This window comes from Streptomyces sp. TM32, assembly GCF_004122755.1.
In the GTDB taxonomy this organism is placed as follows: Bacteria; Actinomycetota; Actinomycetes; order Streptomycetales; family Streptomycetaceae; genus Streptomyces; species Streptomyces sioyaensis.
Genome location: NZ_SDIG01000248.1, coordinates 1 through 6,996 on the forward strand (window position 1 = coordinate 1; position 6,996 = coordinate 6,996).

Below are 6,996 nucleotides of genomic sequence, written 5' to 3' on the forward strand. Positions count from 1 at the left end.
CAGTCACCCGGGGCGGCGCCCTTGAGGTACTTGGTGAAGTTGTCGGTGGTGCCCGAGTCGTCGGAGCGGTGGAATGGCTGCGGGGAATTCTCAGCGGGGCAGATTCACACTGAGGTGATGGGCCGCCCATCCGCGACGGAGGAACGACGGACGGGCGGGGCAGCGTGGGGTGTCAGCTCGCGGTCACGCCCAGGTGAGGCGTTGCCCGTCGGGGCCGACGTGCAGCCGCATACGGTCGGCGGACGGGCGCCCGTCCGCCTGCCAGTGCGCTAGGTGCTCGGTGATCTCGTCCCACAGGCGCGCCGCGCCGCCCTGCCGCACCATCCACCGCGTGCTGTCCTGGTAGACGACCGCCCATGACTCGGCGTCCACGTCGATCACGACGTGTTCCGTCCGGCCGTTCCGTTCCAGCGTGAGCCGCTGCGCGCGCGGCGCGGCGAACTGCGCGACGAATCGGGCTGTCCAGTCGTCGAGCACATCCGCGCCCAGCTCTGCGGGCATCGCGTCGCCCTCGCTGAGGTTCGGCAGCATCCCGAGCGGGGGCGGAAGGTGCGGACGGGCCAGCATGAACGAGACCTGTCCGCCGAGCACCGGGCCGCTCGCCGTGCCATCGTGGGCGACCGTGAGCCGTACGAGTTCGGATGCGTGCATCCACCCGCCGACCGTGACCAGGACCTCACCACCGGGCCGTGTCTGCGCGAGCCAGTCAGCCGGCACGGTATGCACGCTGCACGTAGCGATCACGCGGTCATACGGGCTGCCCTCCTTGTAGCCCCCCAGGCCGTCACCGACCACGCGGGTAGGCCAGTATCCGGCGCCCGCGAGGGCCATTCCGGCACGGGCGGACACCTCGGCGTCGACCTCGACTGTGGCCACGTTGTCCTCGCCGACGACCTGGCAGAGCAGCGCGGTTGAGTAGCCCGTGCCGGTGCCGATCTCAAGGACGCGCGTCGCCTCGGTCGCCCGCAGGTCTTCGAGCATCCGCACCACCAGACTTGGCAGGGTGGACGATGACGACGGGGCCGCGGTGATGCGCCCCTCGACCTGCTCGGGGAAGACTCCCCCGGCGACCTGTGTCACGAGGGTGTCGTCTTCGTAGATCCGCGCGAGTCCTTCCGGGGAGTCCGCGGCCGCGGGCCGGTACCAACCGCCCTCTTCATACTCGAACCAGCCGCGCCAGAGGAACGTCTCGCGGGGCACCGCCATGACAGCCGCCTCCCATTCGGGGCTGCGCAGCGCGCCGGATTCGGACAGGCGCCGCGCGAGGTCGGCCCGTAGGTGTTCCGAGTGCAGGGGGTCAGTCATACCGGCTCGCTCCGTTCTCCAACAGATCGGCGATAGCAGTTGTGAGGGACAGTCCGGCCGCGTCTTCGAGCCACGCCCATTGGCCATTGGGGTTGCACTCCAGGAACCACCATGCACCGTCCGCCGTCACGGCGAAGTCGAAGGCACCGAAGTTCAGCCCGAAGCCGGCGAGAAACCGCACCAGCGCCCCGCGCATCTCGTCCGGGCAGGCGACCGGTTCATAGGCGAGGCTCTGGTACTCGGCTCTCCAGTCCACGACCCCCGGCGGCGCGGTGATGCGCGCCGCGAACACCTGCTCGCCGACGACGACCGCCCGCACGTCCGCCACCTTGGGCACCTGCGCTTGAAACAGGTGCGCGCTGCGGTTCACCGCGCCATCGATCTCGCCCGCCTCGACCGGCGCGGCCCAGATTCCGGCGGGCTCGCCCTCGACCTCATACGCCCCCGCGTGCAACGGCTTGTAGATCGTGGGCTGTTCGGAACAGAACAGCTTGGCCTGCCCCGGGTCGTTGGTGATGAGGGTGGCCGGGACCGTGAGCCCGGCACGGGTCGCGGCGTCCAACTGCGCGGGCTTGTATTCCGCCCTCGCGATGGCCTGCGGGTGGCTCAGGTACAGGCACCCCGGCAGCGCCCCCAGCACGCCGCCCAGGCCGCGCCGGCTCTCCTGCGCGGCGAACCGGGCCGCCTGCTCGCCGCTGTTTGTCGAGTAGGGGCTCGGCCGACGGTGGTACAGGGCACGTACGGCGGAAAGGTCGGCCGTACGCTCCCCGACCGTCAGTCGCCCGCCCCATCCTCCCCCAGACTCCGTCCGGGAGGTGCCCCCAGCCCCGATCCGTGCGGCGAGCATCACGGGCGTCGGGAAGTCGCGCCCCGGGTCTAACCGGAGGACGGGCACCCGGCGCCGGTTCAACTCGGCGATGACCAGATCAGCGGTTGCGTCCTCGTCCTCCGTGCAGACCAGCACCAGGCGTCCGTCCATGGCGCTACCCCCTAGTCCTGTGTCGCATCATGGCCGGAGTCAGGGTCCTGCTTCCCGTCCTTGCTGACCTGCGTGGGTGGGTAGGTGTTCACGCTCGTGCCGTGCTTGCCGAGTTCAGCCGGCGTCATCGCTCCGTCCTCCCCGATCCATCGGCCGGTCTGCGTGGCTGGGTCGATGCCCGCGTACCGCCACGGCGAGGGAGAACCGTTGCGCAGCGGTGCCATACGACGCAGCCCCCACGGGGCCGGTGCGGTGGTCTCTGTACCTGCGAGGCTCGTTTGCAAGTTTCCTCCTTGGTCGATTCGTACGGTGGTGCACTGCATTTGCTACCCGCCCGGCTGTCGTTGCCCTTCTAGTCGGGCGGGGCCCGGGAGGCGGGGGTACCGGTGATGGTCGTCCGGCGGCCGCCCGTCCCGGAGGGGGTGCCGGTGGCGGCGGATCCGGAGGAGGCGGCGGAATGGCTGCGGGGAATTCTCAGCGCGGCAGATTCAGACTGAAGTGATTGGCCTCACGAACCCGCTGCCGTAATTCCGCACGACGGTCCTCGGCTTCCGACTCTTTCTCTTCCTCGTACGGTGCTTCCCGACCGGGCTCGCTTTCTTCTGCCGCCGCCTCACTCACTGCGCACCCTTCCGCAGCGATTCCGCGATCCGGCGTGCGAGGTCGGGCGTACACCGCCCGAGATCCACGAGCGGACGCGGAAAGTCCCCGGCCAGCGAGACGATGTCGAGCCCCAGCGACGGCAGGGTGATCCCCACGTCCTTCAGCGCCGTCCGCAGCTCGTCCCGTGCCTGCTCGGCGTCCCGGACCCGCCCGGCCGCCGGACTGCGCTCCGCCATTCCCATTTTCGCTCTTCTCCGTTCGGGTTCCTGATCCTGAAGGAACTGCCAAATTCCTTGTGCACTCCTAGAGTTGTCGCCCGAAGCCGGGTCTCGATAGATATCCGACGTTGTCACCACGCAGGGCAACAAAGGGAGTTGAGATGGTCGAACACAACCCCGAAGATGAAGATTCCGCTCGTGCGGTACTCGCCAGCGAACTCCGCCATTTACGCGGCACGTCGGGCCGTTCCCTGGCCCAGCTCGCCGACGAGACCAACTACGACCGCACCTACCTGCACCGCCTGGAGACCGGCGAACGCCTCTCGAAGCTGCCGGTCATGGAGACCCTGGACCAGGTCTACGCAACGGGCGGGCTGCTCGTACGGCTGTGGAAGCTGGCGCGGCTGGATGCCTTCAAGGACAAGTACCGGTTGTTCATGCAGCTGGAGGCGAAGGCCGTGATTATGCAGAAGTACGAGGTCGTCGTCCCTGGCCTGTTGCAGACCGAGGAGTTCGCCCGCGTCGTGCTGTCATCGGCCCCCACCCCTATAAGCTCCGACGAACTCGAAGAGGCGGTTGCGGCGCGGCTGGGCAGGCAGGAGTTGCTGCGTCGCGATCCACCGCCGAGCGTGCGGATCATCCTCGACGAATCGGCTTTGCGGCGGCCGGCCCTCGATCCCAAGGTCTGGCATGAACAGCTGACACGTATCGCGGACGCTGCCGAGGCTCCCAACATGGCGATCCAGGTACTTCCGTTCTCCGCCGGAGTACACGACCTTATGGGGGGTTCGCTGTCGCTCCTGTGGATGCCGGACGGCAGCTCTGTTGCCTACCGCGAAGGCAACAGGTCGGGCGAGCTGATCGAGGAAGCAGCCGAGGTGACGCGATTTCGCCTGTCTTACGATCGGCTCCGAGACATGGCACTCTCGCTGCGCGAATCAGCAGCGTTCATCGGACAGTTGGTGGAGGACAGCAGACCATGAAGATCGTCCCTGACCTGGTTGGCGCCGCGTGGCGCAAGAGCAGCTACAGCGATGGTGGAGACTCGAACTGCGTCGAGATCGCCGACGGCTTCCCCGGCGCAGTCCCGGTCCGCGACAGCAAGAACCCCGAGGGCCCGGTGCTGATCTTCCCGGCCGCCGCATGGTCGGGCTTCATAGGCGGCGTGAGGGCTGACCGGCTCCGCTGAGACAACTGGAGGGGATCAATCCATGAACTCCATCCCCGACCTGGTCGGCGCCGCATGGCGCAAGAGCAGCTACAGCAATGGCGGAGACGCCAACTGCGTCGAGATCGCCGACGGCTTCCCCGGCGCAGTCCCCGTCCGCGACAGCAAGAACCCGACCGGCGGTGTGCTGCTTTTCCCGGCCACCGCCTGGTCGGGCTTCATCGCCACCGTGAAGAACGGTCGTCTGCTGCCCCCGGCTGAGCATGCAGAGCGCGCCGAGAAGGCCCTCACGGCGCTGAAGAAGTGGAACGGGTATGCCCCGACCGCGGTACAGCAGCAGGACTTGGACGGTGAGCTCGACCGGCGTCTGGCTCAGGTGACCGGCGGGTAAGCGACGCCCGGGGCCCAGCCCCCTCATGGAGTGAGCCGGAGCCCCCACCTGGCTGTCCGGCTCACCCCTCCGGATACCTCCGAGGCGTCCACACGACCTCGGTCCCGTCGTCGCGCCGTACCGCCTGCGTCTGGGACGAGCCGACGATCAGGAGGGTGCGCATGTCGACCTGGTGGGGGTCGAGGTCGGTGAGGCGGACGGTGCGGAGGGATTCCTCGGGGCCGCCGATGTCGCGGGCGAGGATGACGGGGGTGTCGGGGGCGCGGTGTTCCAGGAGGAGTTCGCGGGCCTTGCCGACCTGCCAGGTGCGGCTGCGGGAGCCGGGGTTGTAGAGGGCCAGGGCCAGATCGGCGCCGGCCGCCGCGTGCAGGCGTTCGGCGATGACCTCCCAGGGCTTGAGGCGGTCGGAGAGGGAGATGACGGCGTAGTCGTGGCCGAGGGGGGCGCCGGCGCGGGCGGCGGCGGCGTTGGCGGCGGTGACGCCCGGCAGGACGCGTACGGGGATGGCGCGGTACGGGTCCTGGGAGGCGACCTCCAGGACGGCGGTGGCCATGGCGAAGATGCCGGGGTCGCCGCCGGAGACCACGGCCACCCGGCGGCCGCGCCGGGCCAGGTCCAGGGCGAGTTCGGCGCGTTCGGACTCGACCTTGTTGTCGGAGGCGTGGCGGCGCTGGCCGGGGCGGTGCGGGACGCGGTCGAGGTAGGTGGTGTAGCCGACGAGGTCCTGGGCGGAGGCGAGGGCGCCGCGGGATTCGGGGGTCAGCCAGAGCGGGCCCGCCGGGCCGGTGCCGACGACCACCACCTCGCCGGGGCCGGATGCCGCGGAGGCCTCGGGCGGCGGGCCGGCGATGCGGCTGGGGACGACGGTGACGGAGAAGTACGGGACCGTGTCGGCGTCGATGTCGGCCAGTGGCTCGGTGCGTTCGCCGGACATGGTGGCGCGTTCGACGTAGTGGGCCTCCGGGAGGCGGCCGGAGCGTTCCATGGCGCGGCGCACGGTGGGGAAGGTGCGGCCGAGCTTCATGACGACGGCGGCGTCGGTCGAGGCCAGACGGGCGGTCAGCTCCTCCTCCGGCAGGGTGCCGGGGAGGATCGTCAGGACCTCGTCGGCCTCGGCGAGCGGCCTGCCCAGGCGGGCCGCGGCGGCGCTGACGGAGGTGACGCCGGGGATGACCTCGGTCGGGTAGCGGTCGGCCAGCCGCTTGTGCATGTGCTGGTAGGAGCCGTAGAAGAGCGGGTCGCCCTCGGAGATGACGGCAACGGTGCGGCCGGCGTCGAGGTGGGCGGCGAGGCGGGCCGCCGCGGCCTCGTAGAACTCGTCCAGCGCGCCCCGGTAGCCGCCGGGGTGGTCGGTCGACTCGGTGGTGACCGGGTAGACCAGCGCCTCCTCGATGTGGTCGGCGGTCAGGTGCTCGGCGGCGATCGCGCGCGCGATGGAGCGTCCGTGCCGGGCGCTGTGGTATGCGATGACGTCGGCCTCGCCGATGACCTGTACGGCCCGCACGGTCATCAGGGACGGGTCGCCGGGGCCGAGCCCGACGCCGTAGAGGCGGCCAGGGGTGGCCGGGGACGGCGTGCCCTCGGTGCCGGGTGCCTGCTGCTCGCTCACGCTCATTCTTCCTCGCTCGCCAGGGCGTTGATCGCGGCGGCGGCCATGGCGCTGCCGCCCCGGCGCCCGCGCACCACCAGGTGGTCCAGCTTCGACGGGTGGGCGATCAGCGCGTCCTTGGACTCCGCGGCGCCGATGAAGCCGACGGGTATGCCGATGACGGCGGCCGGGCGGGGCGCCCCTTCCTCGATCATCTCCAGGAACCGGAAGAGGGCGGTGGGGGCGTTGCCGAACGCCACCACGGCGCCGTCCATCCGGTCCCGCCACAGCTCCAGGGCGGCGGCGCTGCGGGTCGTCCCCATCCGGGCGGCCAGGTCCGGGACGGCGGGGTCGGCGAGGGTGCACAGCACCTCGTTGTCCGCCGGCAGCCGCTTGCGGGTGACGCCGCTGGCGACCATGTTGGCGTCGCAGAGGAGGGGGGCGCCGGCGCGCAGCGCTGCGCGGGCGCTCGCCACCACGCCGGGGGTGAAGGCCAGATCGCGTACCAGGTCGACCATGCCGCAGGCGTGGATCATGCGGACCGTGACCTGGCTGACGTCGGCGGGCAGCCCGCCGAGGTCCGCCTCGGCGCGGATGGTGGCGAAGGACTGGCGGTAGATCGCCGCACCGTCCTTCTCGTAGTCGAACGCGGTCACTGTGGCCTCGGGGTTGTCGGGTGCGGGCTGGCTCATGGGGGTGTGGCTCGGGGTATGACTTCCGGCTGGTGGGGCCGGGGGTCACGGG

The 6,996-nt window shown here is 70.4% G+C and carries 8 protein-coding genes and 1 pseudogene; 3 read left to right on the forward strand and 6 right to left on the reverse strand.

The window, feature by feature from the left end:
* Positions 1-183: 183 nt before the first annotated feature.
* The 4 genes from tgmC to EST92_RS30250 form a co-directional block, all read right to left on the reverse strand.
* The gene (gene tgmC, locus EST92_RS30230) at positions 184-1,305 is read right to left on the reverse strand and encodes an ATP-grasp peptide maturase system methyltransferase (RefSeq protein WP_129283869.1); all 1,122 of its coding nucleotides are present in this window, start codon (positions 1,303-1,305) and stop codon (positions 184-186) included.
* Complete coding sequence (gene tgmB / locus EST92_RS30235; protein WP_129283870.1) at positions 1,298-2,284, reverse strand: ATP-grasp ribosomal peptide maturase; 987 nt, start codon at positions 2,282-2,284, stop codon at positions 1,298-1,300. Before tgmB ends, tgmC begins: the two co-directional genes overlap by 8 nt.
* Before the next feature lie 11 nt (positions 2,285-2,295).
* Positions 2,296-2,607, reverse strand: coding sequence for a putative ATP-grasp-modified RiPP (gene tgmA / locus EST92_RS30240; RefSeq protein ID WP_275540908.1), 312 nt, complete (start codon positions 2,605-2,607; stop codon positions 2,296-2,298).
* A 294-nt stretch (positions 2,608-2,901) separates the two neighbouring features.
* On the reverse strand, positions 2,902-3,129 hold the full coding sequence (locus EST92_RS30250; protein ID WP_174244176.1) for a hypothetical protein: 228 nt from the start codon (positions 3,127-3,129) through the stop codon (positions 2,902-2,904).
* A gap of 137 nt (positions 3,130-3,266) precedes the next feature.
* On the opposite strand from EST92_RS30250, the gene EST92_RS30255 reads away from it, so the two are divergent.
* From EST92_RS30255 to EST92_RS32490, 3 genes and pseudogenes are all read left to right on the forward strand, one after another.
* Positions 3,267-4,088, forward strand: coding sequence for a helix-turn-helix transcriptional regulator (locus EST92_RS30255; protein ID WP_129283872.1), 822 nt, complete (start codon positions 3,267-3,269; stop codon positions 4,086-4,088).
* Positions 4,085-4,294 carry a DUF397 domain-containing protein gene (locus EST92_RS30260; protein WP_129283873.1) on the forward strand — a complete coding sequence of 70 codons (210 nt, stop codon included), beginning with the start codon at positions 4,085-4,087 and terminating at the stop codon, positions 4,292-4,294. Before EST92_RS30255 ends, EST92_RS30260 begins: the two co-directional genes overlap by 4 nt.
* A 22-nt stretch (positions 4,295-4,316) precedes the next feature.
* Positions 4,317-4,514 (forward strand): annotated as a pseudogene (locus EST92_RS32490) (DUF397 domain-containing protein); the annotation flags it as partial.
* Between the two features lie 211 nt (positions 4,515-4,725).
* Here the strand turns inward: EST92_RS32490 and EST92_RS30270 are convergent.
* Both EST92_RS30270 and EST92_RS30275 read right to left on the reverse strand, forming a co-directional pair.
* A complete protein-coding gene (locus EST92_RS30270) occupies positions 4,726-6,279 on the reverse strand; it encodes a precorrin-2 C(20)-methyltransferase (protein ID WP_129283875.1) in 1,554 nt (517 codons plus the stop codon).
* Positions 6,276-6,944, reverse strand: coding sequence for a precorrin-8X methylmutase (locus tag EST92_RS30275; RefSeq protein ID WP_129283876.1), 669 nt, complete (start codon positions 6,942-6,944; stop codon positions 6,276-6,278). The genes EST92_RS30270 and EST92_RS30275 overlap by 4 nt, the downstream gene beginning before the upstream one ends.
* Positions 6,945-6,996: the final 52 nt, after the last annotated feature.

Excerpts from the sequence above, each read along its gene's own strand:
- EST92_RS30260 (WP_129283873.1), top strand. The coding sequence starts at position 4,085 with ATGAAGATCGTCCCTGACCTGGTTGGCGCCGCGTGGCGCAAGAGCAGC.
- tgmC (WP_129283869.1), bottom strand. The coding sequence starts at position 1,305 with ATGACTGACCCCCTGCACTCGGAACACCTACGGGCCGACCTCGCGCGG.
- tgmA (WP_275540908.1), bottom strand. The coding sequence starts at position 2,607 with ATGCAGTGCACCACCGTACGAATCGACCAAGGAGGAAACTTGCAAACG.
- tgmB (WP_129283870.1), bottom strand. The coding sequence starts at position 2,284 with ATGGACGGACGCCTGGTGCTGGTCTGCACGGAGGACGAGGACGCAACC.
- EST92_RS30270 (WP_129283875.1), bottom strand. The coding sequence starts at position 6,279 with ATGAGCGTGAGCGAGCAGCAGGCACCCGGCACCGAGGGCACGCCGTCC.
- EST92_RS30275 (WP_129283876.1), bottom strand. The coding sequence starts at position 6,944 with ATGAGCCAGCCCGCACCCGACAACCCCGAGGCCACAGTGACCGCGTTC.
- EST92_RS30255 (WP_129283872.1), top strand. The coding sequence starts at position 3,267 with ATGGTCGAACACAACCCCGAAGATGAAGATTCCGCTCGTGCGGTACTC.
- EST92_RS30250 (WP_174244176.1), bottom strand. The coding sequence starts at position 3,129 with ATGGGAATGGCGGAGCGCAGTCCGGCGGCCGGGCGGGTCCGGGACGCC.